The organism is Sorangium sp. So ce1014 (assembly GCF_051521505.1).
Lineage (GTDB): Bacteria > Myxococcota_A > Polyangia > Polyangiales > Polyangiaceae > Sorangium.
In genome coordinates this window covers 7446395-7469021 of sequence record NZ_CP150356.1, presented here as the reverse complement: position 1 = coordinate 7469021, position 22627 = coordinate 7446395, and the positions used below count along the sequence as shown (strand labels likewise).

19 protein-coding genes and 3 pseudogenes are annotated in these 22627 nt (G+C 67.4%); 6 read left to right on the top strand and 16 right to left on the bottom strand.

What is annotated here, in order from left to right; all coding sequences use genetic code 11:
• Nucleotides 1–326 precede the first annotated feature (326 nt).
• The 4 genes from WME75_RS28095 to WME75_RS28080 all read right to left on the bottom strand — a co-directional run bounded on the left by WME75_RS28095 (nucleotide 327) and on the right by WME75_RS28080 (nucleotide 8763).
• Nucleotides 327–2549: a hypothetical protein gene (locus WME75_RS28095; protein ID WP_437477268.1), complete on the bottom strand. Its 2223-nt coding sequence runs from the start codon at nucleotides 2547–2549 to the stop codon at nucleotides 327–329.
• A gap of 157 nt (nucleotides 2550–2706) precedes the next feature.
• The gene (locus WME75_RS28090) at nucleotides 2707–3612 is read right to left on the bottom strand and encodes a glycine zipper family protein (protein ID WP_437477267.1); all 906 of its coding nucleotides are present in this window, start codon (nucleotides 3610–3612) and stop codon (nucleotides 2707–2709) included.
• Nucleotides 3613–3857: 245 nt separating this feature from the next.
• The gene (locus WME75_RS28085; protein ID WP_437477264.1) at nucleotides 3858–4835 is read right to left on the bottom strand and encodes an ATPase; all 978 of its coding nucleotides are present in this window, start codon (nucleotides 4833–4835) and stop codon (nucleotides 3858–3860) included.
• Nucleotides 4836–5889: 1054 nt separating this feature from the next.
• Nucleotides 5890–8763, bottom strand: a complete 2874-nt coding sequence (locus tag WME75_RS28080; protein ID WP_437494943.1) for an N-acetylmuramoyl-L-alanine amidase — start codon at nucleotides 8761–8763, stop codon at nucleotides 5890–5892.
• Nucleotides 8764–10500: 1737 nt separating this feature from the next.
• Between WME75_RS28080 and WME75_RS28075 the strand changes: the two genes are divergently transcribed.
• A complete protein-coding gene (locus tag WME75_RS28075) occupies nucleotides 10501–11034 on the top strand; it encodes a nuclear transport factor 2 family protein (protein WP_437477263.1) in 534 nt (177 codons plus the stop codon).
• An 85-nt stretch (nucleotides 11035–11119) separates the two neighbouring features.
• Here the strand turns inward: WME75_RS28075 and WME75_RS28070 are convergent, their stop codons facing one another.
• On the bottom strand, nucleotides 11120–11338 hold the full coding sequence (locus WME75_RS28070) for a hypothetical protein (protein WP_437477260.1): 219 nt from the start codon (nucleotides 11336–11338) through the stop codon (nucleotides 11120–11122).
• A gap of 170 nt (nucleotides 11339–11508) precedes the next feature.
• On the opposite strand from WME75_RS28070, the gene WME75_RS28065 reads away from it, so the two are divergent.
• Nucleotides 11509–11943, top strand: a complete 435-nt coding sequence (locus tag WME75_RS28065; RefSeq protein WP_437477258.1) for a hypothetical protein — start codon at nucleotides 11509–11511, stop codon at nucleotides 11941–11943.
• A gap of 239 nt (nucleotides 11944–12182) precedes the next feature.
• Here the strand turns inward: WME75_RS28065 and WME75_RS28060 are convergent, their stop codons facing one another.
• From WME75_RS28060 to WME75_RS28035, 6 genes and pseudogenes are all read right to left on the bottom strand, one after another.
• Entirely contained in the window at nucleotides 12183–12614 is a 432-nt protein-coding gene (locus WME75_RS28060) for a DUF1801 domain-containing protein (RefSeq protein WP_437477256.1), read from the bottom strand.
• Between the two features lie 15 nt (nucleotides 12615–12629).
• On the bottom strand, nucleotides 12630–12845 hold the full coding sequence (locus WME75_RS28055; RefSeq protein WP_437477253.1) for a hypothetical protein: 216 nt from the start codon (nucleotides 12843–12845) through the stop codon (nucleotides 12630–12632).
• A complete protein-coding gene (locus WME75_RS28050; RefSeq protein ID WP_437477250.1) occupies nucleotides 12842–13282 on the bottom strand; it encodes an SRPBCC family protein in 441 nt (146 codons plus the stop codon). Before WME75_RS28050 ends, WME75_RS28055 begins: the two co-directional genes overlap by 4 nt.
• Nucleotides 13279–13608: an ArsR/SmtB family transcription factor gene (locus WME75_RS28045; protein ID WP_437477247.1), complete on the bottom strand. Its 330-nt coding sequence runs from the start codon at nucleotides 13606–13608 to the stop codon at nucleotides 13279–13281. The genes WME75_RS28050 and WME75_RS28045 overlap by 4 nt, the downstream gene beginning before the upstream one ends.
• A 226-nt stretch (nucleotides 13609–13834) precedes the next feature.
• Entirely contained in the window at nucleotides 13835–14332 is a 498-nt protein-coding gene (locus tag WME75_RS28040; RefSeq protein WP_437477245.1) for a pectinesterase family protein, read from the bottom strand.
• 193 nt (nucleotides 14333–14525) lie between these two features.
• A pseudogene (locus WME75_RS28035) lies at nucleotides 14526–15239 on the bottom strand (NAD(P)/FAD-dependent oxidoreductase); the annotation flags it as partial.
• Between the two features lie 74 nt (nucleotides 15240–15313).
• Here WME75_RS28035 and WME75_RS28030 point away from each other — a divergent pair.
• The 3 genes and pseudogenes from WME75_RS28030 to WME75_RS28020 all read left to right on the top strand — a co-directional run.
• A pseudogene (locus WME75_RS28030) lies at nucleotides 15314–16102 on the top strand (GlxA family transcriptional regulator); the annotation flags it as partial.
• A 32-nt stretch (nucleotides 16103–16134) separates the two neighbouring features.
• Complete coding sequence (locus WME75_RS28025; protein WP_437477242.1) at nucleotides 16135–16332, top strand: hypothetical protein; 198 nt, start codon at nucleotides 16135–16137, stop codon at nucleotides 16330–16332.
• A 206-nt stretch (nucleotides 16333–16538) separates the two neighbouring features.
• Nucleotides 16539–16721, top strand: a pseudogene (locus tag WME75_RS28020) (ATP-binding protein); the annotation flags it as partial.
• A gap of 54 nt (nucleotides 16722–16775) precedes the next feature.
• On the opposite strand, the gene WME75_RS28015 reads toward WME75_RS28020, so the two are convergent.
• From WME75_RS28015 to WME75_RS27995, 5 genes are all read right to left on the bottom strand, one after another.
• Entirely contained in the window at nucleotides 16776–17603 is an 828-nt protein-coding gene (locus tag WME75_RS28015) for an alpha/beta fold hydrolase (protein WP_437477239.1), read from the bottom strand.
• Nucleotides 17604–17619: 16 nt separating this feature from the next.
• Nucleotides 17620–18378, bottom strand: coding sequence for an alpha/beta fold hydrolase (locus WME75_RS28010; protein ID WP_437477236.1), 759 nt, complete (start codon nucleotides 18376–18378; stop codon nucleotides 17620–17622).
• An 833-nt stretch (nucleotides 18379–19211) separates the two neighbouring features.
• On the bottom strand, nucleotides 19212–19412 hold the full coding sequence (locus tag WME75_RS28005; protein WP_437477233.1) for a hypothetical protein: 201 nt from the start codon (nucleotides 19410–19412) through the stop codon (nucleotides 19212–19214).
• Entirely contained in the window at nucleotides 19409–19975 is a 567-nt protein-coding gene (locus tag WME75_RS28000; protein WP_437477231.1) for a sigma-70 family RNA polymerase sigma factor, read from the bottom strand. Before WME75_RS28000 ends, WME75_RS28005 begins: the two co-directional genes overlap by 4 nt.
• Before the next feature lie 249 nt (nucleotides 19976–20224).
• Nucleotides 20225–21283: an RNA polymerase sigma factor gene (locus tag WME75_RS27995; protein WP_437477228.1), complete on the bottom strand. Its 1059-nt coding sequence runs from the start codon at nucleotides 21281–21283 to the stop codon at nucleotides 20225–20227.
• 229 nt (nucleotides 21284–21512) lie between these two features.
• On the opposite strand from WME75_RS27995, the gene WME75_RS27990 reads away from it, so the two are divergent.
• Nucleotides 21513–22625, top strand: a complete 1113-nt coding sequence (locus WME75_RS27990; protein WP_437477225.1) for a hypothetical protein — start codon at nucleotides 21513–21515, stop codon at nucleotides 22623–22625.
• Nucleotides 22626–22627: the final 2 nt, after the last annotated feature.

Sequence of the window (22627 nt, the reverse complement as noted above, 5' to 3'; positions counted from 1 at the left end):
GGTCCCGCGCGCGAGGGCGCCACGCACGCGAGCGCGAGCAGGCAAGTCCGTCCCCGGTCGATGTTCACCTCGGCGAGAGCACGCTCGACGAGATGTGCATCGCCGCCCCGATCGACCTGACCACGAACCAATCACGATCGCGCCCTATCCAAGCGGTGGGCCGAGGGGACCCCGATCTCCCCCCGTAGCCGAGCGGCGCTCTCCCGCACAGGAGACGGGCCCAGATCGGCGTTTTCGGCGCACAGGCGCACTCCGGTGCGCCGAGCACCGAAAACGTCGAGATGGGCCTGTATCCGAAGCGGGAGAGCGCCGCTCGAGAGTGCTGCTCAGGTGTGGGGGGGTCGCTGCTGTCCGAGCTGGTCGAGGCCGAGCTCGCGGGCCTTCTGGGCGAGGGCCTCGATCTTCTTCTTCCCGTCGGCGTCAGCGCTCGGCATGAGCGACGTGAGCATCCCCGACAGCGTGCCGTCCGCCAACCTCGCGTTCGGCGAGGAGGGCGCGACGAGCTGCTTCAGGTCCGCGGGCAGGCTCGCGTTGCCGTTCAGGTAGTCGCCGACCAACGACCGCACCGTGGCGCTCTGATCGACGAGCCCGTCGAGCGACTGGCCGAGGGTGATCGCCTTGACGAAGCGGTCGAAGAACGCCCCGTCGCCGCCGACGATGTTGATCTTCGCCTCATCGAACGCGCCCCGCAGGATCTCGGCCTGCGCCCGCGCGATCTCGACGCGGATGCGCAGCCCCTCGAGCTCCACCGCCCGCTCCTTCTCGAGCCGGAGGCGGAACTCCTCGTGCTCGCGCCCGACCCCGTCGAGCGCCTTCATGGCCGCGGCCTTCTCCGCCGTGCCGGCCGCCTCGGCCAGGAGCCGCAGCTTGATCGCGTTCGCCTCGGCCAGGCCCGTCTTCTCGAGGGCCAGCGCCTCGGCCTCGCGCGTCCTCGCGGTCGCGAGCCCCTTCTGCTCGATGCCCGAGGCCTCGGCGAGCAGCCGCTCCCGCGTGACGAGCGCCTCGGCCCGCCCCTGCTTCTCGATCGCCTGCGCCTCCGCCTCCTTCACGAGCACCCGCGCGAGGCCCTGCTTCTCCTCGCCGACGGCGGCGGCGTTCATCTTCTCGAGCGCCACGCGCGCCTCGGCGAACCCCTGCTTCTCGATCGCCTGGGCGTCGGCCTCCTTCACCCGGATGCGCGCCAGCCCCTCGGCCGCGGACTCGGCCTGCACGCCCTCGGCGATGCGGATCTTCGCGCGCGCCGCCTTGTCGCTCGCCTCGAGCTCGGCGTCGGCCGTGATGAGCGTCTCGCGCGCCCGGAACTTCGCCGCCTCCTCGCTCGCCTCGGCCCCCTTGATGTGCTTGACGAGCTGCTCCTGCGCCTCCGCCTCGGCGTTGATGCGCGTCACGTCCTTGAGGCGCGTCGCCTCGGCCAGGGCGCGCACGTCCTTGATCCTCTCCTCCTCCTCGGCCACCGTCTTCTCGACCGCGATCCGCGCCCGGACCACGTCGGCGATGTCCTTCCTCTGGATCTCGAGCTCCTTCTCGCGGGCGATCTGCTGGAGCGACACGTCGCGCTCGCGGCTCACGACCTCGAGCTGCCGCGCCTTCTCGACGCGCTCGGTCTCGACCGCGATCTCGCGCTCCTTGTTCTTCTGGGCGACCGAGACGCCGCGCTCCTTCGTCTCGCGGGCGACGAACGCCTCCTCGTCGTTCTTCTCCTGGAGGAGCACCGTCTTCTTGCGCTCGTCGCTCGTGACGCGCGCGGCCTCGTTCTGCTCGCGCGCCTGCGACACCGCGATCTCCTTCGCCTTCTTCGCCTCGGCCTCGGCCCGGCGCTGCTCGAAGCGGAAGATGGCCTCGTCGGAGTTCAGGTTCTGGCTGCCGATCTCCATCCGCTCTTTCTGGCGGAGCTCGTTCGTCAGCACGTTCTGCGCGACCGTGAGCTCGGTGATCTTCCGGATGCCCTCGGCATCCATGATGTTGTCCTTGTCGAGCAGCTCGATGGGCGTCTGCTCCAGGTAGTCGATCGCCGCGTCGGCGAGCACGAACCCGCTCAGGTCCTTGCCGATGACGTCGAGGATGTCGTCCTTGAACTTCTGCCGTTCCATGTAGAGGTCCTCGAAGTTCAGGCGCTTGCCCACGGTCTTGAGCGCCTCGGAGAACTTCGCGGCGAACAGCTGCTCGAGCGTCTCCGGGTTCGACGCGCGGACGCAGCCGATGGTCCGGCCGACCGTGCGCACGTCGTCCTGGGTCTTGTTGACCTGCACGAAGAAGGTGACCTTGATATCCGCGCGGATGTTGTCCTTGCAGATGAGGCCCTCCTTGCCGCGCCGGTCGATCTCGATCGTCTTGACCGAGATATCCATGTACTCGGCGCGGTGGATGATCGGCAGGACCATCGTCCCCGTGAAGGTGACGATGGGATCCTGGCCTCGGGTGTTGATGATCAGCGCTTTGCCCTGGTCCACCTGGCGGTAGAACTTGGCGTACATGACCAGGATCCCGAGGGCGACGAAGGCCAGGACACCGACGAGGACGGCGATGAGGGGGACAGTCAAACTGGGCACGCGGAGCTCCTTCGCGTTTCGGCGGAGGGGAGGGCGCTGACCCTCGCGTTCACGTCGCGAGGGTCGAACGCCCAAGCCCGCTCCGAGCCGGGTCGGGGGCCACACGACACCCCCTCAGGCGAGAGCGTACACGAAACCGCCGGCGCGCCAGCGGCGTTCAGCCGCCGCGACGCTGCTCGTCCCGGGGTCGCACCGCGGGGGTGGGCTCGTCCTCGGCGCCCTCCGGGGGCGCTTCCACGCGGGACGCAAGCCGCCCGGCGAGGGGAGGGGGCGGGCCGAGCAGGGCGTCGAGCGGCTCGACGCTGAAGACCTCCCCGTCGGGGTCCCAGCTCACGAGCAGCGCGCGGTCACCGCGGCGGAGGACGCCGGGCGTGTCGCACCGGACGTCGAGGATGTGGCTCGCGCCACCTTCGTCGATCACCGCCTGGCCGAAGCGCTCGTCGACGCGCCCGGTGGAGATGACGCACACGCGGCCCACGAGGTCCTTCTTCGTCTGGCCGTGCCGGGTCACGAAGAGCGGCGCGAGCGGCCGCACGGCGAGCGAGGTGAGCAGCACGGCGACGACGAGCGACCCCGCGAGCACCGCGAGGCCGAGCGCCCAGCGCGGCAGCCCCCAGCCGACCCAGAGCGGCTCGACGGCCATCGCGGACAGGGCGCTCGTGAACCAGCCGAACGCCGCGATCAGCGTGAGCGTCACGGTCGCGGGCACGCGGTGGAGGTCCAGGGCCACGAGCACCGAGCCGAGGCCGTGCGCGCCGTCGGCCGCGTCGGCCACGCCCTCGACCGCGCCCTTGGCGGTGCCCTCGAGCGCGCCCTTGGCGGCGCCCTCGAGCGCGCCCTTGGCGGCGCCCTCGAGCGCGCCCTTGGCGGCGCCTTCGAGCGCGCCCTTGGCGGCGCCCTCGAGCCCGCCGAGCTCGGGCATCGCGTCGCCGTGGGCGCCGCCGAGCAGGTCGAGGTCGAGCGCGCCCACGAGGACGAACAGCCAGTAGATGAGGGCGAGCGCGAGCACGACCGTGAAGATCACGGCAGGGAACATCAGCGATGCGGCGAGCACCTCGGCCATGGGCAGACGCGAGCAGGGTGCAGGCGCGGGGGAACGAGGCGCGATGCGGCGCCCGCGACCGGCGCCCCGATTGGATCACAGGGAGGGGAGGAGCGGGGCCAAATTCGGCCGTCCGGCATGTCGCCGAAAAGACTTGACATGTCCCGGCTGGCGTCCGCGGAGCGGCGCGCGGATCCGGGGCCGATCGGCCTGCGGACAGAGCGCCAGGGCGCGAGCGCGCGGCGCGGCCTGGCCGCGGCGGCGGTTCAGGGCGATCCTTGCTCGCCTTCCTCCTCGGCCGGGGCGACGTCTTCCGGCGCCTCGTCTTCCGTTTCGCCGTCGTCCTCCGCGCCGTCGTCCTCCGCGCCGGCCTCGCCTTCCTCTTCTCCTCCGGTGGACGCGGCGCCGCGGGAGATGGGGAAAGGCGCATAGGCCTTCATCTTGTCGGTGCCGGCATACCAGTACTCCGCGGCGGAGCGCAGCCTTCGCTCGGCGTTCACGACGAGCGTGTACGCGGCGTCGCGGAGCTTGCGCGAGCGCAGCGCCTCGGGGGAGAGCGTCTTGTCGGCGAGCATGCGCGCGAGGAGCGGTGACAGCTCGCGGAGGCGGGCCACGGCGGCGGCCTCGCCGCGAGGCGCCTTGTGGACGGCCTCGGCGTGCTCGGAGCAGAGCAAGAGGAGGTCGGAGACGTCCTGGACCAGATCGGCGTCGCCGCTGCCCGCGCGGATCGCCATGAGCCGCTTTTGCCCATCGGCGCTCTTCTTGAAGCGGAGGTCGAAGAAGCGGAGGAGCGTTTGCCGGTGGAGGGCGGCCTCGGCGGCCGGCTTCGCGAAGGTCGCGGCGGCCTGCTCCTGGCGCTGATGCGCAGCTTGCCAGCGCGATTGGGTGACGCGCAGGAGCTCGATCTTGTCGCGGTGCCCGTGGATCTCCTCGAGGGTGAGCGGCGGGTCGTCCTCGGGGAAGGGGGTGCGGACGAGATCCGCCGCGTCGCGCTCGGCGGCGAGCTGGATGCGGCTCGCCCAGATGACGCGCCGGGCGAGCTTGCCGGGAAAAATAAGGGTGTTCTCGCCGAGCGACTCGGCCTCTTGGAGGAGCTCGGCCTCCCGGGCGGCGCCGAGCGCGTACGCTGCCGCTCCGGCGGAGGAGCGAGGCGCGCCCTGCGGGTCGCGCGAAGCGAGCTTCTTTGAAGCCCTGCTGGTCGCGGATGACGTGGTGGACGTGGTGGTGGATACCTTCGTTGCCATGGTAAAGATACGCCTCCTTGTCGGGGCCGGCGCCCCTCGGAATGAGGGGCGGAGGATTGGCGAAGGTATTCGCGACTCACGGCACGGGCCACGTGAGAGCACGTTTCCTTCACGTCGCGCGTGGCGTACCGGGCTTGAGGGTTGAGAGCGGTGGTGTGCCGCGGAGTCGAGCGGGGCGGCGTGCCCGGCGCCGCGCGGCGAGGAGCGGGCCGCGAGGCTGGCGGAGATGCGCAGGAGGGGGAGAGTGTTGCATAGGGCACAGAAATGGATGCGCAGGAGGGGTGCTGGGCTGCGCAGGAGGGGTGCGGAGCTGCGCAGGAGGGGTGGCGAGGCTGCACAGGAGGAAATGATTTGTTGCGTAGGACACAGAAACTGGTGCGCAGGAGGGGTGACGAGGCTGCGCAGGAGCCGCGCGAACGTAGCGTAGTTCACCGAATGGGGCGCACAGGAGGGTGGCGGAGCTGCGCAGGAGGAGCGGCGAGGCTGCGCAGGCGGGGCGGCGAGGCTGCGCAGGAGGGGCGGCGAGGCTGCGCAGGAGGGGGGCGGGGCTGCGCAGGAGGGGCGGCGGGGCTGCGCAGGAGGGGCGGCAGCTCCAGTCTGCATAGACCGGCCATTTCACATCCGCCATGAGAGCGAGCCGGTTTGCAGGCAGGCAAGCGCCCGCCGTGGAGATGCGCCTGCGAACGAGGGGCTTCGATGCGATATCGCTCGTTGTCCCGGCCAGCCGCGCACTTCGGTTCGGCGCCTCGGATAGCAACGGATAGCAACCTCCGTGCCACCATGCAGCGGCGCAGGCGGAGCGCGCCTCGACGCGCAGCGCACCTCTGCGTGGTCCGTTGGGGCGTTCGGGATCGAGAGCGGTCCTCGCCCCGAGCGCCGCTCGGCCTCTTCTGGCCGGCATTGCCGGTGAGGAACCTGATCTTCCTGGCGCTGGCGCTGGGGCACGGGTTCCGGAGGCTGCTGCCGCCGTGTTGAGGGGGGCCGCGGCCGAGACGGCATCGCGCGTTCGACGAGCCAAGGCTTCAGTCTTGCGGCGATGCAGCCGCTCTACCCGCTAGATCATCCTCCAGACGCCGTTGGCGCCGTCCGCGACCCCAAAGCGACTGGCGGCAGACAGGCCCGATGCGTAATTCGATGAACGAGTCGCGGTGAAAACCTCGACCTTCCCCGACGCCGTATTCTTCGTCTTGACGAAGAAAACATCGCCGCTCGTCAGCATTCCGAAGGTGCCGTCGTCGGCGTCGCTCCCAGCAAACCGCGTCACGGCGTGGATTCCTGCCGTATATCCGGATGCGCTGGTCGCGGTCAGCACCTCGATCTTCCCTGAGCTGGTGTTCTTGGTTTTTACGAAATAGAGATCGCTCGTCGGGAGCATGCCAAAGACGCCATTGGCCGCTTCGGCAGCCGCAAATCGGGTGGACGTCGATAAGCCTGTCGCGTAGGTGGACGCGAGGGCGGTAAACGCCTCGATCGTGCCCGTCCCGGTATTCTTTGTTTTTACGAAATACAGGTGCCCGTTCGGTAGCATTCCGAACCGGCCATTGTCACCATCGCTCACATTGAAACGGCTGACCGTGGAGACTCCCTCGGTATACCCTGAGGCGTGGGTCGCGGTGAGAACTTCCACCTTTCCAGACGCAGTGTTCTTGGACTTGACGAAATAGATATTTCCGTTGCGGTGCATGCCAACCCAGCCGTTGCTGGCATCGGCAGCGCTGAAACGGGTGAGCGATGATGCTCCCTGGGCGTAGCTCGAGGCGCTCGTCGCAGAAAATGCCTCGATTTTACCCTGACCGACGTTTGTGGTCTTCAAGAAGCAGAGGTCCAAAAGAGGCGATTGCATATTGGCGATAATCACCTCGACGTTGGGCGTGATCTGCCCGAACCACTCGACTCCCTCCTTGAGCATTTGCCACTGGAAGTTCCAGGTGCCCAGCGCGTCCCGGGCTGGGATTCCGAAGAGAAAGGTCACCTCGGCGTTGGGGGGCACATCCTTCGGCAGGGCAATCCGGTTGGTCTGCCAACGGGTGTTGTCCCTGGGATTCTGCGACCCAAGCTTGAATTGACCGGCCGCCGTCCAGGTCTCGGTGCCGACGTTTTTCATCGTGATGGCGACGGTCTGCACGGCCGTCGGCGGAATGGGCGAGGGGACGGTCTGCGAGACGAATACCGCCGCCCTGGTCAGCGCAGGCATGACCCGCACCTCCGTGGCCGGAGAGGGCGCGCCCAACCACGCGACAAGCTCCCGAACGATCTGCCACTGAAAGTTATGCTTGCCCTCGGTGAGCGGCGCTTCGATCGATAAATTGAACGTCACCTCGGTATTCGGAGGCACATCATGCGGCAGCTCGACCCGATGCATTCCCCAGATGCTGTTGTCCCTCGGGCCCTGGCTGCCCAGCCGATGCTTCGCACCTCGGGTCCACGTCTCCGTTCCGATATTGCGAAACGTAATCGACGCAGGCAGGGTGGTCCCCGCCACGATGGCCGCAGGCACGCTTTGACGCACGAACAATGCGTCTTTCGCGACCATCACGTTGACCGCGACATTGCGCTGTCCGAAGGCTTTGACCCCCTCGCGAATCATGCCCCACCGAAACAAGTGCTCGCCGAGCGTCTGCGGCGCGACGACATGAAAATGAAAGGTGACGTCGCCTTCCGGATCCACGTCGGCGTCGTCGGGCAAATCGACCCGGTTCAAACCCCACGTGAAATTGTCGGCCGGCTGCTCCGATCGCAATCGGACCCGACCGGGCCTCCACACCTGGTTTCCGATGTTGCGCATCGTGACCGATACGGGGTAGCTGTTGCCGGCGATCATCAAGCTTGGCACGGTCTGCGCGATAAAGGCCGCGTCGTAGGTTGGCGCAGGAGGGATGAGCTGCTCGAAAGGAATACTGACCCGAATTTGAACTTCCGGAGCCGGCGCGAAAATCCTATGAAATATAGAGAGTCCATTGCGGAGCTGCGCATCGGACGAGACCCTGAGCTCAATCACATTGGTGCTGTTCGGACGCAGGGCAGTTTCGGGGAATAGCCACTGGTATTGGGTGCCCCCCGAGCCAGGATCGAACGCCTGAACCTGCAGCGTGCCAAAAGCGATGCCATTGACGATCAATGTGACGTCTGATCCCGCGGCTCCGGCGGAGCCCAAGGTCGCGGTAACGCTGGCCTGCGTGTCCTCGACCTGGTAGGCGGGAAGATCGAATCTATAGACAAAAGCGCCGGATCCATGGCCCATCAGGTAAGCCAAGGGCGACGATTCGATGAAGCCAAAGCTGCCTGACCATTCCGTGCCGTCACCCCAGTCCGAAGAAGCAATGAGGGCTTTCACCGGCCGGGGCATCTTTCCATCGTTCAACAGTTGGACATGATTTCGGAATGTCACCATGTCGTCTGTGATGTCTCGCGGATCGTGCTTCGCGCCCTGATCTTCAATGGCTTTCGGGCGCCATTCTTTATGCGAGCAAACTTTGTCTGACTCAAATCCGGTGGCTCGGGCGATCGCTGCGACAAGACGGGGATAGACGTAATGCCGAACGTGCGAGCTCCACGGCTCCGCCTCGCTCGGGTCCGTCAACCCATTGTTCTCGGCCTCGATCCCCCAAACACTGTCATTGTATTGGAGGCCATTATACCCTCCGAGCCCCGCGTGATTCGCGTGACCAGCGGCGATAACATAGATCTTGCCAGAGCGGCCGATGCCAAAATGGGCCAAGGGTCCCGGTAGCTCCAGATTCCCGTCGGCGTCGTATCTGCCGTTGACGATGACGTCCATCGAATTGAAATCTGCGGGGTTGTTCGGATTCCATGCGCCGCCCGTGTGATGAATGACGACGCCTCGAGGTGCGAATCCGGCGCCAGTTCCCCGATCCTGCCAGCCCTCTACCCACGAGACGGGTAGGCCGCGAAGCAGTGGGTCGGCCATCACAGCCCGGATGATGTCCGCGGGTGTCTTCCCGGCCTTCTCGGTAGAGAGCTCGACTTTGGAAGGCGTCGTGGCCTTACCATCGAGAGATCCGCATGGCCCCGATGACTGCTTTGCGGCCGATCGCCCGGTCGGTGCCTCTTTCCCGAGCAATTGTGTCTTTGCGTCAGTCGAATTTTTAACGTTACACATGATCGTGCTTGCCCTTATCTGATCCCTGATGGCCCTCAGGCTGGCGCTCGAGCTCCCGCGCGGCACGGAAACTCGAACGATCATGTTTTCCCAACGTTGGCCAACGGGCCAGGACTTTCGGATGAGGCGATCCCACGCATGCCCGACGGCCCGCAGGCCGTGGAGTGGCGGCGGTTCCTTCGATGCATGGATAACTTGTTGATATAGCTTCGGTTTTTTAGGAGAACCGGATCGCATAGACGAATGTTCTGTCAGCTACAGCATGGCTGTATGAGATGCGAGCAGCAGCGAGAGCTTGACTTTTGGGAAGCCGTTTGCTTGTGCTGGCACCGCGCAACGGCCTGCGGATCAGCCTCGAGCGCTGCGCCGGCGCGCGGGCGAGCGGCTCGTGCGGGAGGTCCTCGGCGAGAGTCTCCGCGCCGAGCAGGTCAAGAGGCTTCTCGCGCGGGCCGCGGCCCCACCCGTGTCCGCGGTGCTCGCCTGCGGCGCGCATGGCTTCCTGTTTGTGCGGCGCGCTCGTCGCCTCAGAGCTTCCGCTTGGGAGCTTCGTGCACTTCCACGTCGTCGCGCTCGATGGCGTATTCACTCGAAAGGACGGTCCCGAGGTCGCTTTCCACCAGGGCCCCGCGCCCTCGCGCGACGACATCGCCGCTGTCGCCTTTCGTGATCTGGGACGTTGAAAACCAAGACGCCGAGATGACGTGACCCGGACGGGCATGAACGCGCTGCGCGCCGAGCGGCGCGCAAAAGACGAAAGAGCACCTTCGGTGTCAACCGGTTTTCACGTCGAACGTGACTTCGCGCACCGCCGGACTGCGGCCCACCTGTCATCGCCGGGCTGCGGCCCACCTTCAGTCGTCGAGCCGCAGCCCTGGAGCGGCGCTCGGCTCGGCGCGGCGGTGTGCGCCCCGACGTCCGGCTCGGGGCCGAGCCCATCGAGGCGACGTTCATCGGCGTCCGCACCTGCGACGGTCGCGTGCCCGACCTCGGCGACGCGCGCTGCCGCGCGCGCCAGGTAGCGCGCGTCGAGGCGCTGCTCGGGCCGGTGCGAGCGGCACCGGCTCGGGCCCCATCACCCTGCCGCTCCTCCGCGACCAGATCGAGCGCTAGGTCGCGTCGCGCTGGCTCTCTTCCGCGATCACCGGTTCGCCAGCACAGATTCGTCGCGCTCGGGGATGGCGTCGCCCCCCGATGCACGCGCGGCCACGTCACGCTGCGATCCGTGACATGTCACGGCGCGACCCGTGACATGTCACGCTGCGATTCGTGACATGTCACGGGGGAATGGGCCGCATTTGAAGGCGGGCGGCTCATTGTCCGGCGCGTGGAGCGCGACGGATCGAGAAATCGAGCGGTCTCCGCGCCTGGCACATGGCGTGCAATGACCCTGCGAGCGAGGCCGAGCAGCAGCGTCGCGCTTCCGGAACCCACCTGGTTGCGTTCGTCTGCTGCCGGCAGAGGAGAGAGGACGATGGTCGATGCTTCGATTACTCGTGCTCTGCTCGGTGAACTCAGCGAATGAGGACGCATATGAAGAACGGCTCAATGAGAAAGGTCTTTCAGGTGATCGCGGCGTCGACGGCCATGCTGGCGCTCGGAGGCACGATGAACACCGCTGAGGCCGTGCCCGTCTGCCTCACCGTCCCGGAGCACACCCAGATCGCCAGCCTGGTGCAGCAGTTCTATGAGGCATCCACCACGGGCGATATCGATTTCATGGAAGGCATCATCTCGACCTCTCCCGACGCGCTGTTCCTCGGCACGGCGCCGGGGGAGGTCTTTACCGGCCACACGGCCATCGTTCAATGGTGGGAGGAGATGTTCGTGTTCCTCGACGGCCTGGGATACCCGAACGACGGGGGACTCCCGATCGAGACCACCGGGGGGCTCCTCCAGCTGAAGCAGGAGGGCCACGTCGCCTGGGTGGCGGATGATCCGACGTTCGCTTTCCTGGGCGGCGACGTCCCGACCCGATTGTCCCTCGTCTTCCGCAAGGAGAGCGGACAGTGGAAGATCGTCCAGGGGCACTGGTCCGTCGGCCTGCCCAACGAGGAGCTTCCCCTGCTGCCGAGCGACTGACGTCTACAGCTGCTGTGATCGTGGTCCTGGAGGGGGCGGCGCGCACGTCGCCGACGCCGCCCCCTGTCCGGCTGGCGAGAGCTGCCTACTCGGAGGTGATCTGGATCACGCCGAAGCTGTTGCTGTGGACGAGGATCGTCTTGTCGGGCGAGAGCTGTGTGTCGACCTGAATGGTGGGCCTCAGGCCCGCAGCAAAGGGCGTGACCGTGCCCGCGGTGCTCCACACGCCGCTCGCCTGCTTGGCCCGCCAGGGCGCGTTGGACTTCCGGTAGCCGATGTGCGTGTTCAAGGCGTCGTCGATCACCAGCGATGCATCCCAGTCGCCCAGCGCCGTGTCGACGGTGCTCGCGGCGCATCTCGTCGATCATGTCCTGCCCGATGTGCCCGTGCGCCAGTGGGTGCTAACGACGCCGTTTGCCGTGCGCCGCCTGCTCGCCCTGCGGCCCGATGCACTGACCGCAGCGGGTCGCATCTTTGTCGATTTCCGGCGCGCTCGCGTCGGGCTCGTCGTGGCGAGCCGCCGTGGTGCCTCACCGGCCCGCGGCGACGGGCATCCCTGTGCCGGAGACGAAGACGAAGACGAGCGCGACGGCGCCACCGACCTGCGCCAACGACATCACGGCGCCACCTCCCGCGGCGACCTGGGACCCTCCGGCGAGCGCGCGCACCAGCCTCGGCGACGGCATCGTCCTGCCCGTCTACGCACGTATCGACTGGGCTTCCCTCATCCGCCGCGTCTATTTGGACGATGTGCTCGCGTGTCGGTGCGGCAGGCGCCGGCGGGTCGTCGCCGACATCGGTCAACGTGCGCAGCGCGAAGCCATCGTGGCGCTCCTGACCCATCTCGGCATCCCCACCGAGGCGCCTCCCATCGGCAGGGCCAGAGACCCGTCGTTCGACGCGGCGTGAGCCTCTCGGCCTCGTCCCTCAGCGTGCCGCTCGCGCGTGGCCGTTGGCCAACCTCTGCCCGCTGCTCGACCCCATGCGAGCGGCGCCCTCGTTCTTGGGCCTCTTCGTCCCACGCGCATCCCCGATCGCCAGCCCGCGTTCGCTCAGGGCCGCGCGCTGCCGGGACCGGTTCAAGCTGCGCCTCGGCAGCCCACCAGTTTACAGAAGCTGAACATCGCCGCGCGTTTCCGCGCGCTGGCTCAAGCTGCCGCGGACTGCGCCCTGACGCGCTTCGTCGGCTTCTTTGCGCGAGAAGTATTGAGCGCGACGGCTGCGCGGATGAGGGCCTTGAACGCTTCCGCGTCAATCTCATCGCTCTCGCGAATGTCGATGGCGCGCCTGACGTTTCCGTCGAGTCCCGAGTTGAAGAGCTTGGCCGGATCTTTCAAGGCAGCGCCCTTGAAGAAGGTTAACTTGACCCACGACTTGTAGGTCTCGCCCGTGCAGATGCCGCCGTTGTGGGACCACACCGGTGTACCCATCCACTTGAGCTCTTCGACGACGTCAGGGGCGGCCTCCGTGATGAGGGCGCGCACCTTGGCGAGCGATTTGCCTCGCCAGTCACCCAACGCGGCGATCTGCTGGCTGATTTGTTTGGAAGCCGCGTTGGCGGCCTTGGGTTGGCTCTTCATCTTCAGACCTTTCGTTCAGGTCGTGGGCGCGCTGCGGCGCTTGGAGGTGTACGGCAGCACGAATAAATACAGACCGGTGAGCAGCAGGAAGAGGAGCGGCAGCAGCGGTGAATAGGTGATGAGGTTCGGAGTTTGCCCGTACCCCATGCCCATCTGGGCGAAGTTGGCGATGACCGTCAACGTGAAGAGGATCGACACCCAACGGTGGATCTGGCGAATTCCTTTGCTCATGGCGTCCTCTCGAGGAGGCTGATGAGCTTTTCGCCCATCATCTTCCAGCCGTAGCGTGCGCCGCCGAAGTTCTGCTTCTGGTCAGGCTTGAAGCCCGATTGTTCAAGAGACAACTTCGTGCCCGATGTCGTGGGCGTGAGCGTGAAGGTCACGACGGTGTCGAGGAAGGGGACCGTCCACGTGTACTTGAGCTTACGCTGCGCTTCGATCTCGAGGAGCTTGCAGCTCACCGTGCCGTCCCACCCGGGGTACGGATCTGTCTTGAAGGTGAACGCCGCGCCCGGCTCGAGCTGGAGACCGATGGTGGGCAGGAGCCACTCGTCGAGCAGCGCCGGATCAGTGAGCGCGCGCCACACCTTCTCGGGCTTGTGCGGCAAGTCGAACTCGAAGGTGAGGGCGTCGGTCTGCGATTGATCGGTCGTGTCGATGAGATTCATTCGTCCATTTTCTCCAGCAGTTGTTCAAGGCGACTGATGTGCTCCGTCCAGAACGCGCGGTAGTACGCGATCCAATCGATGAGCGGCTTCATCCCGCTTGGCTCCACGCGGTAGTAAACGAGGCGCCCTTCGCGCCGCGCGCTCACGAGCCCCGCGTCTTTCAACGCGGCGAGGTGTTGCGAGATGGCAGGCTGCGAAATATCGAAGCGCGCCGTGAGCGCCTTCACCGCCGCTTCACCCCGCGTGAGCGACTCAAAGATCGCCCGGCGGCTGGGATCCGCCAGCGCCTGGAAAACCTTGTTTTCTGCCGCGGCCGCGCTCTGCATGCCCAAACAATAAGCCGATGCTTATGGATTGTCAAGCGGGCGAAACGTCCCCGTGGCTCCCGTGCGGGACGGGGTGTGAGCATGACCGTGAGAGTTGAGGGACCCCCGCGCACGGAGATGGAGGGACGCGGAGCGTCAGGCGCGTAGCCTGTGCGTCAGAAAAGGAAAGGTGACCCGACGCGCGGCCGTCTCCGGGCGGTCCGGGAGGCTCGCTGGCGCGCCCCGCTCAGGGCCGCGCGCTGCCGGGACCGGTGTTCGCGTGCTCGTGGAAACGGTTCGCGGGGTACGTGCCCGCCGTGGAGCTGTAGGGGCGGCTGACGGTCGAGGCGTGCCAGGGATCCTCCGCTCGGATGTGGGCGCCGAGCGTGGAGTTCCGGATGACCGCCTGGCCGTTCGGGTACACGCCGCTCGCGACGTTCGCGGCGTACCTCGTGAGATCGTTCTGCCCTTCATCCCAGGCGCGGCCGAGATGGACGAGCCCGTCCGGCGTGCCGGCCTCGGCGGTGAGGTCGCTGTTGATGATGAGGATGCCGTGCTCGTTGCGCGCGTCGGTGCTGGGAGCGACGATGTACCCGCCCGTCGCGCCTTGCCGCGTGGTCAGGTACTTTATCGTGCAGCCGTCGAGCACGAAGGTGCCGCGGCCAAAGATGAAGTCCACGTCGCCCTCGACGTGGCAGCCCTTGAAGTACGCGCGCGACACCGTCCCTGCGTTCGGCGTCTTCACGTAGAGCGTGTCTTAATTGCCGAGCAGGCGCACGTTCTCCGCCGAGGTCGAGGCAGGTGGCGTAAAAGAGCTGCCGGTATTCGAGCGTGGGGAGACCGAGGAGATCGGCCACCACGTTGTGCCCGCCGAACCGGCCCATCACGATGGCGTGCTGGCAGGACATGAGCGCGTGGTGGCCCTCGCCGTCCGTGAGCGCGCGAGCGACGTCCCCCGCCGCGAAGACGTGCTCCGTGCCGACGACGCGGAGGTCCGGGGTGACCTCGACGCGGCCGAGGGGATCGAGCGACGACGAGACCTGGGCCGCGAGGCTGCTCGCACGCATGCCGCCGGTCCAGACGACGGTGGCCGCGTCGATGCGTTGGCCGGAGGCGAGCACGACGCCACCGCCATCGATGGACGTGACGCCGGACCCGCCCCGCGCTTCCACGCCGAGCGAGCGCAGCGCCTCCAGGATGACGGGGCGCGGATTCGGGCCGAGGCCTGCGCCGACCTCCTCTGCCCTGTCGATCAGGATCACCGAGATCGCCGCATCCTGCCCGAGGACCCGGCGCAGGCGCTCGGGCAGCTCCGTGGCGAGCTCGAGCCCGGTGAAGCCGCCGCCTGCGACGACGACCGTGTTGCGCGCGGGTGAATCCGGCAGGGCGGCGAGGCTCGCGAGGTGCGCGTCGAGCTCGACGGCGTCGCCCATCTGATCGACCGAGAAGGCGTGCTCCGCGAGGCCGGGGATGGCCGGGCGGAAGAGCGTGCTGCCGCTGGTGAGCAGGAGCCGGTCATAAGGCAAGGTGAGCTTGCCTCCGTCCGTGGCCCTCACGTCCACCTGCGCGGCGCCCGTCCGGATCTCCGCGACGGAGCCCTCGACAAAACGGACGCCGATGGCATCCAAAAGCGGCAGAAGAGGCGCGCTCATGTCCTGCGGCGAAAGTTCGTAGAGCCGCGGGCGAACGTCGAGCGCGGGCTTGGGAGAGATGAGGGTGACTTCGCACCTCACCGATTGCGGATTTCGCGGGCAGCGAGGTCGACACGCTCATCGTGCCGGGCGCGCCGGAGATCGAGCAGGCGCTGGACGCGTCCGCGGATCTGACGCGGTGGCTCTCCGCGATGTCGTCTCGGGTGCGGCGGACGGCGTCGGTGTGCAGCGGTACGTTCCTGCTCGCGCAGGCGGGACTCCTCGAAGGCAAGCGGGCCGCGACGCACTGGGCGATGTGTGATCGCCTCGAACGACGGTTTCCTTCCATCGAGGTGGAGCGCGACGCGATCTTCGTCCAGGCGGGGCCCGTGTGGACGTCGGCCGGCGTGACGGCGGGGATCGATCTGTCGCTGGCGCTGGTGGAGGCGGATTGCGGCCGCGAGATCGCCATGAAGGTGGCGCGTGAGCTCGTGGTCTTCATGAAGCGGCCGGGCGGGCAATCGCAGTTCAGCGAGGTCTTGCGATCACAGGCCGAGGACGACGCCGGCTTCGACGAGCTGCACCAGTGGATCGCCGAACACCTCGGCCGCGAGGATCTCACGGTCGACCTGCTCGCCGAGCGGGTGGGGATGAGCGCGCGCAACTTCGCGCGGGTCTACAAGCAGAAGACGGGCCGCACCCCGGCGAAGGCGGTGGAGCTGTTCCGGCTGGAGGCTGCGCGCCGGCTGCTCGAGGCGTCGGAGCGCAACGTCGATCAGATCGCGCGGCAGTGTGGGTTCGGGAACGAGGAGCGGATGCGGATGACCTTCCAGCGGCATCTGGCGGCGTCGCCGACCGACTACCGCCAGCGATTTTCGCCATGAGCGACCGCGGGTCACCCGGCAGCCGAATCCCCTTGACGGATCCCCTCATCCGCCGCGTCTATTTGGACGATGTGCTGGCGTGTCCGTGCGGTAGGCGCCGGCGGGTCGTCGCCGACATCGGTCAACGTGCGCAGCGCGAAGCCATCGTGGCGCTCCTGACCCATCTCGGCATCCCCACCGAGGCGCCGCCCATCGCCAGGGCCAGAGACCCGTCGTTCGACGCGGCGTGAGCCTCTCGGCCTCGTCCCTCAGCGTGCCGCTCGCGCGTGGCCGTTGGCCAACCTCTGCCCGCTGCTCGACCCCATGCGAGCGGCGCCCTCGTTCTTGGGCCTTTTCGTCCCACGCGCATCCCCGATCGCCAGCCCGCGTTCGTGGCCCGCGCCGTTCTGCCTTTCGTGATCCGGCCGGCTCGTCCTAGCCTCCGGGTGTCGGCCTTTCGCACGTGGACGGCGCGCGATTGTTCGAGGCGTTCTACACCACGAAGCCCGGAGGGCTGGGCATGGGATTGTCGATCTCGCGCTCGATCCTCGAGCGCCACGGCGGCCGACTCTGGGCCGAGCTAAACCCTGTATTTGGCGCGAAGTTTCGCTTCGAGCTGCCGGCCGTCGAAGGCGCCTGAGTGGCGCGGACAGCGATGAAAGGCCGCGGACCCTCGTGTCCGCGGCCCTCGCTCTCACGACTGGATGAACTCCAGCAGATCCGGATTGACGACGTCCGGGTTGATGGTGCACAGGCCATGCCCCAGGCCCTTGTAGACCTTGAGCGTGCCCTTCGTGAGCAGCTTGATCGACAGCAGCGCGGAATCCGCGATCGGCACGATCTGGTCGTCGTCGCCGTGCATTACGAGCGTGGGCACGTCTATCTTCTCGAGATCGTCGGTGAAATCGGTCTCCGAGAACGCCTTGATGCAGTCGTGGTGCGGCTTGATACCGCCCATCATGCCCTGCCGCCACCAGTTGTCGACGACACCCGGCAGCGTCCTGGCCCCTGGACGATTGAACCCGTAGAACGGCCCTTCGGGCACGGCGCGGTAGAACTCCGCGCGGTTCGCGACGAGCGCGGCGCGGAATCCATCGAACACCTCGATGGGAAGGCCACCGGGATTCTTGTCGCTCTTGACCATGATCGGCGGCACGGCACCGATGAGCACGGCCTTGGCCACGCGGCCGTCCTGCCCGTACCTCGCGACATAGCGCGCCACCTCACCGCCGCCCGTGGAGTGGCCGATGTGCACGGCGCCCTTGAGACCGAGGTGAGCGGTGAGCTCCGACACGTCGCGGGCGTAGGTGTCCATCTCGTTGCCGTCGAAGGTCTGCGACGAACGCCCGTGACCGCGGCGATCGTGCGCGATGACGCGAAAGCCCTTCGCGAGGAAGAACATGAGCTGCGCATCCCAGTCGTCCGCCGACAGCGGCCAGCCGTGGTGGAACACCAGAGGCTGGCCGCTGCCCCAGTCCTTGTAGAAAATATCGACGCCTTCCTTGGTCTTGAAAATCGGCATGTGGCCCTCCTTCTATCTATCGAATGGCGTGGCGCAGGAACGAGGCCACCTGTTCGGCGGCGAGCTGCGGGTGCTGATGCTGCGGGCCATGACCCGACTCGGGATACACGGCCAGATGTGCGTTGGGGATCTTGCGGTTCAGCGCGAACCAGTTGTCCACGGCGGTGCTGATGTCGTTGTCGCCGCTGATGATGAGCAGCGGCGTGCGCGTGACCATCAGCTTCTGGAGACGCCCGGCCGCATCGACGTGATATTCCTCGGCCGCGGCGAGGTAGGCCTTGATCGCCTCGGGGGTCGACGGAATTTTCTCATCGACCCCGGGGCGCACGCGGATGCGGTCCCGCGACTCCTTCGCCATCTTCCGGCTGAACTCCGACCTCGGCTCGAAGAACAGCACGATCTCATCGTCCAGATCATTCACCGGCTTGAACGCGCGGTCGATGAACGCCTGTTGAATTTCCACCGCGCGTTTTCCGGGCGGCGCCGTGCCCACGAGGATCGCGTGCGTGACGCGGCCGGGATGCTCGATCACCACGGTCTGCGCCACCGTGCCGCCCCATGACCAGCCCAGGAGGATGAATTTTTCGAGCTTCATGGCGTCCGCGAACGCGATCACGACGTCCGCGGCCTGGCCGATGCCCGGCGGCAGCTTGCCGTCCGAGTAACCCACGCCCGGATAGTCCACCGTGATGATGCGGTTGTTCTTCGCCAGCTCATCGAGGAACAGCGGATCCCAGGTGTCGAGCGTGCCGCGCATGCGCGTGATGAGAACCATGGTAAAGATACGCCTCCTTGTCGGGGCCGGCGCCCCTCGGAATGAGGGGCGGAGGATTGGCGAAGGTATTGGCGACTCACGGCACGGGCCAGAGGAGAGCACGTTTCCTTCACGTCGCGCGTGGCGTACCGGGCTTGAGGGTTGAGAGCGGCGGTGTGCCGTGGAGTCGAGCGGGGCGGCGTGCCGGCGCCGCGCGGCGAGCAGCGGGCCGCGAGGCTGGCGGGGATGCGCAGGAAGGGGAAAGTGTTGCGAAGGACACATAAATGGATGCGCAGGAGGGGTGCTGGGCTGCGCAGGAGGGGTGCGGAGCTGCGCAGGAGGGGTGGCGAGGCTGCACAGGAGAGAATGATTTGTTGCGTAGGACACAGAAACTGGTGCGCAGGAGGGGTGACGAGGCTGCGCAGGAGCCGCGCGAACGTAGCGTAGTTCACCGAATGGGGCGCACAGGAGGGTGGCGGAGCTGCGCAGGAGGGGCGCCGAGGCCGCGCAGGAGGGGTGGCGAAGCGGCGTAGGAGGGGCGGCGAGGCTGCGCAGGAGGGGGGCGAGGCTGAGCAGGAGGGGCGGCGAGGCCGCGCAGGAGGGGCGGCGAGGCCGCGCAGGAGGGGCGGCGAGGCCGCGCAGGAGGGGCGGCGAGGCTGCGCAGGAGGGGCGGCGAGGTGCTTTCCAAGAACGGGCGCGAGGCGCGTCCGCGAGTCAGTGTTCTAGCGCGAGCTCGACGACCCCGCCGCGGTGTGGAAATGGAGGCCAATTGCACACGGCGGCCGGCGCGGTGACGGCACCGGCCCCGATGCGATCGGACGCGGGCTCGGTCACGTCAGCGCCGAGCTCGACGTCTATTCCTCGCCCAGAAGGGCGCGCATCTCGTCGAGCAGATCTCGCTTGACCCGCTCGCGGTTCAAGTCGTCCTCGTAACCGGCGCCGACAGGCGACACCTTTGTGACTCCCCTGAACATCTTGAGAGCGTCAATCATCCGCTCCGCCTCATGATCGTCCAGGTCGCGCCGGAAGTGTACAACCAGCCCTTTGATGCTCACCGCAGCCGCCCCCCTCTTCGCATGGAGAGCTCGCTGGCGTATCGGCTTCTGAGGACCTCGCGCAATGCTTCGATTGCCTTCGCGCGTCGCTTGTAGAGCGTGGAGATAGGCAATCCTACATCCTCGGCCATCTGAGCCATCGATACCCCATTCAGGTCGTGTGCCACGAGAATAGATCGTAGATCCGGATCCAGGTCGTTCACCGCGTCGATGATGCCGGTTCTGATGCTGTCGGATTCCATCGCATCAGCGGCGTCCGGCGCTGGATCGACCGCCTCGATCCAATCGACCAGCTCCTCCCTGCGGCGCTGCGCGCGCTCGTGGTAGCGCGAGGCAACGTGTACGGTGATCCCGTTCAACCAGCGTTCTGGTGTGCCGCGCGTCGGATCGAACCTGGGCCAGCTCTCCCAGGCGCTGACCCAGACTTGGCCCGCGACGTCGCCACGATCGCACCGTGGGACACCAAGCTTCTCCAACCAGCGCAACACGGTACGAACCAGCGTCGGACAAAACAAGCGCTCGCGTGCAGCGGCGCGCTCGCGTTCATTCGGCGGACGACACACGGATTCACCCCCTGCGCACTATCTCCCGTCCCGTGATGACGACTCGCCCCGGAACCGCGGCTGTGGAGGCGGCGGGAGCTTGGCCCGTGGGCTCTTGGCAACGAGATCTGGAGCCGGCATCACGGGCGGCGGAACATCGAGCGCGCGACGAGGTGTCGCGGGCGGAATCGGCGGCACCGAGATCGACGGCGGCGACGCCGCGGGACGCGCCGAATCGCGCCCTTGGTGATGGGCTCACCGATCGAGGACTCAGCGAACTTGCGTCAGGAGCGCTTCACGCTCCGCGGCGAGCTCTCCCTGCGGGAACTCCCGTGCATGGGTCTCAAGCAATCGGCGCGCCTCTGCATCTGCGACCGCGTTGTGGTCCTCGATGGCCCTTCCGGCCTCGTCGATGAGGCTCTGCTCGCGCTGGCTGACGGCTGGAACCACCGCGCGGACGGGGAGCGAGGTACGACGAACCGGCGCGCCTGATGGAGCAGGCACTCGTGCGTCTCGGTCCTGCGCCGGCCGCGCGATCTCCTGCGCGGCCGTCGCTGCCGCCGCGCGCGTCGAGGATTGGGCCGACGGCTGCGCGATCTCCTGCGCCGCCGGCGCGGGGGCCGGCGCATGCACTCCCGCCCACCGCAACCACGACTCCGGGCTGAACGAGTCCGGCAACGTCGCGATGACGGCGCCGGTGAACACGACGACCGCTCCTTGCTCCAGGATCTTGATGCTCAGGCGGCCTAGCTTGCTCAGCCACCCCTCGCGGCCACGCACATCGAAGGCGAACGGGACGCATGCCGCGTCGTCCCATCCGCGCGCGCGTTGCCGCGCCCTCCGGCGTTCCACGGCCGCGGCGAGGTCCTCGAGCGCTCGGAGGTAGTGTGTGCTCACCGTCTTCGGGTTGAGCCCCAGCTCGGAGGCGATCTCGACGAGCGGCACTTCCTCGATCGCGTGCTTGATCAAGACGTCGCGGTACCTGGGGTCGACCTGGTTGATCAGGTCGCGGAGGAGCGCCTCCCGCTGCTGTCTGCGGAGCATCTCCTCCGGGGTCGGGCACTCCGCCTGAAGCTCATGATCGTCGAACGAGGTCAGGACCTCCCCCCGACGGCGTGCGTTCCGGACGTGGTTCCGCGCCTGGTTCAGGACGATGGTGGCACCGTAGGCCGCTCGGGCCTCCCCGAGCTCGACCCGCTGATCCGCTTCCAGTCCCCGCAGCAAGGCGTCCTGCGCGAGGTCCTCCGCGTCTCGCGCAGGGACCCCGAAACGCCGCGCGAGGCGCCGGAAGAACTCGAAGCCGGTCGGGGTGCTGGCTGGCTCGCCCATCACCGGTAGAACACCTGAGCCGCCTGCAGGGCTTCAAGAAAATGCAGGGCGGTCCCAGCGTCGGTCGGTCAAGGTGCGACATGTGGGCAACGGATCGCGGAATCGCGCGACTGGACGAGCCGCGAGGCTCTCTTTCCCCGATCGGTCGGTATTTTCTCATCTGATCGTTCAGGTCATGCCACTTCCAGAGCCGTTGACGCACCACAGCTGGCGTGAGTACCGTCTATGCGTGCGTTTTGTTGCGCAATCGCTCTGGAGTTGTCTGATGCTTGGCGTCGTGATCGGCACCACGCATCCGGCGCGGGCGGAGGACCGCAAGCCGGCCGCCGCACGAAGCGACGATTTGATGGTAAAGGACCCTCTTCGCCGCGCCCGACGAGCTCGGGCAACGGGAAAGTGGACCGAGGCACACGCCGCCTACAAGGCGGCCTTCGAGGCGATCGACGCGACATCCGTCACAGAGAGAGAGTCCGCCGAGATCGCCGGAGAGCTGGGCCTCTGCGAGCTCAAGTTGCGCAGGTTCCGTGACGCGGCGGAGCACCTGGCTTGGAGCCTCGAGCGGCGCAAGGCGCTCTCTCCTGAGCAGCAAAAAGGATTCGCCGATGGACTGGCCAAGGCCGTTCGGCACGTCGCGACGCTCTATCTGTCGGTGGATCCGCCGGACGCCGAGGTGCTCGTCGATGGCAAGCCCATCGGCCGACCCAGGCGGACCTACACACTGTTCTTCGAGCCTGGCAAGCACATGGTGAAGGCCCAAGCACCGGGCCGCGAGGAAGGATCCCAGACGCTGGACGCGCAGGCGGCGACCGAGCCGACCATGACGATCCAGTTGCCGCGCGCCGCGGTGAGCAGCGCGGGCGAGGGCGAGCCAGCAGGCCCCACGAAGAAGGCAGCCACGGAGGCGCGAGCGGCGAGGCCCTCCGCGCCGGCTCCGGCGCCATCGGCGACCTGGCCGGGGACGGCGCGGATTGGCGGCGTCGTGCTCACGACGGCGACGGCGGCCGCAGGCGGGATCTTTCTCCTGCGGGCCAATGTCGTGCATGGCGATCTTCGCGAGGGGGATGTCCGGCGTCGCGCGCAGGGGTGGACGTCGTCGACGTGCCGGGACGCGGGCGCCGCCGCGGCCTGCGCGGACATCCATGGCCAGATCAAGGAGCGGAATCTGTTCGCCACCCTCGGCAAGGTGTCGCTGGCGACGAGCGCCGTGTTCGGGGTGGCGACCGCCGCATCCTTTTTCACCGAGACCGCGCTCTTCGGGGCCGCGCCGGCCGCCGGGGGCCTCCACGCTGCGCCGGTGGCGACCAGCGAGCAAGCGGGACTGATCCTTTGGGGCGCCTGGTGAGG

Bases quoted from the DNA above. Each gene is read 5' to 3' on its own strand.
- WME75_RS28090 (WP_437477267.1), bottom strand. From the start codon at position 3,612: ATGGCCGAGGTGCTCGCCGCATCGCTGATGTTCCCTGCCGTGATCTTC.
- WME75_RS28085 (WP_437477264.1), bottom strand. From the start codon at position 4,835: ATGGCAACGAAGGTATCCACCACCACGTCCACCACGTCATCCGCGACC.
- WME75_RS28080 (WP_437494943.1), bottom strand. From the start codon at position 8,763: ATGGCCGACCCACTGCTTCGCGGCCTACCCGTCTCGTGGGTAGAGGGC.
- WME75_RS28075 (WP_437477263.1), top strand. From the start codon at position 10,501: ATGAGAAAGGTCTTTCAGGTGATCGCGGCGTCGACGGCCATGCTGGCG.
- WME75_RS28060 (WP_437477256.1), bottom strand. From the start codon at position 12,614: ATGAAGAGCCAACCCAAGGCCGCCAACGCGGCTTCCAAACAAATCAGC.
- WME75_RS28055 (WP_437477253.1), bottom strand. From the start codon at position 12,845: ATGAGCAAAGGAATTCGCCAGATCCACCGTTGGGTGTCGATCCTCTTC.
- WME75_RS28050 (WP_437477250.1), bottom strand. From the start codon at position 13,282: ATGAATCTCATCGACACGACCGATCAATCGCAGACCGACGCCCTCACC.
- WME75_RS28045 (WP_437477247.1), bottom strand. From the start codon at position 13,608: ATGCAGAGCGCGGCCGCGGCAGAAAACAAGGTTTTCCAGGCGCTGGCG.
- WME75_RS28015 (WP_437477239.1), bottom strand. From the start codon at position 17,603: ATGCCGATTTTCAAGACCAAGGAAGGCGTCGATATTTTCTACAAGGAC.
- WME75_RS28010 (WP_437477236.1), bottom strand. From the start codon at position 18,378: ATGGTTCTCATCACGCGCATGCGCGGCACGCTCGACACCTGGGATCCG.
- WME75_RS27995 (WP_437477228.1), bottom strand. From the start codon at position 21,283: ATGGGCGAGCCAGCCAGCACCCCGACCGGCTTCGAGTTCTTCCGGCGC.